General features: G+C 38.3%; 1 protein-coding gene. It reads left to right on the top strand.

Annotated features, from left to right (window positions below; all coding sequences use genetic code 11):
• The first annotated feature begins 468 nt into the window (after nucleotides 1–468).
• Nucleotides 469–711, top strand: coding sequence for a hypothetical protein (locus tag B9G53_RS00100; RefSeq protein WP_094528303.1), 243 nt, complete (start codon nucleotides 469–471; stop codon nucleotides 709–711).
• Nucleotides 712–980 lie beyond the last annotated feature (269 nt).

A 980-nucleotide genomic window follows, 5' to 3' on the forward strand; every position in this document is an offset into this window, starting at 1 on the left:
AATGTCTGTCATTGGTGCTGTCATGCACAAGCTATTGCGGCAGGTCTTTGGTGTTCTCAAGTCTCAGCGTTCTTTCGATCCTAATTTTGTCCAAATTCCCTCTTGACTTTTTGGTGCTTAAGACAGTATCTACGATGAATTTGCAAATACTAAACCCTCTTCGCTCTTACCAACAAATTGTCTCTGCGGTTTGAGGTTTTGGTCAAAGCATTCTCAATTCAAGACCACTTGTTAATCTACTCAAAAAACTTTTCATATTGAAATTCATTATGAAAAAAATATTCTTTTGCAACTCATCTAAAAATGAGCTTTTCTTGAATGAGCACTTCTAAAAAGATAGCTAATACTTATGATTGACAGTATATTCATTTATTATATATACTGTCAATATAGGATATAGCACTTTGCTAATAAAAAAGCGCTGTGCCGAAGCTCCAACGCCTGAAAAATATAAATTGTGAGTCTATTATGTCAGCTAAAGCTCGATCTAACAATGGCGAAGAACAAGCCCAAACTCAAACTGGTGATGACAAAATTAATATTGCCATCCCCCGTCGCTTGATCAACTTTGTCACCCATGCCAGCACCCAGATTAGTGTCTATGTAATGATTTCTGCCTTCAGTCCAATTTTGCCATCGGCTCAGCCCAAGCAACTTTCCGCATGTCCACCACCTCCGCCCAGCCAAGCTACGCCCAAAGCAACGCCCTAACAAAAACTAAAAAAGCACCCCGATGAGGTGCTTTTTTAGTCTCGTTTCGCAAATATTGCTTGCAGCAATAGCACATAGTTGGATTACATATGACATTCTAAATTTTTAATATGGCACTCAGTAGCACTACTTAGAGTTACTATATTGACAATTAGATACTGGAGTCTAGACTAAGTTGATTAAGAAAATCAGAAAAAGAGCAGGAAGAAGCAACCCAGAGAATGGAGAACTGAGCAAATCCAAGAGAATGAAAAGGAGAATATTTAGGA

Origin of the sequence: Pseudanabaena sp. SR411 (assembly GCF_002251945.1) — a bacterium.
Lineage (GTDB): Bacteria > Cyanobacteriota > Cyanobacteriia > Pseudanabaenales > Pseudanabaenaceae > Pseudanabaena.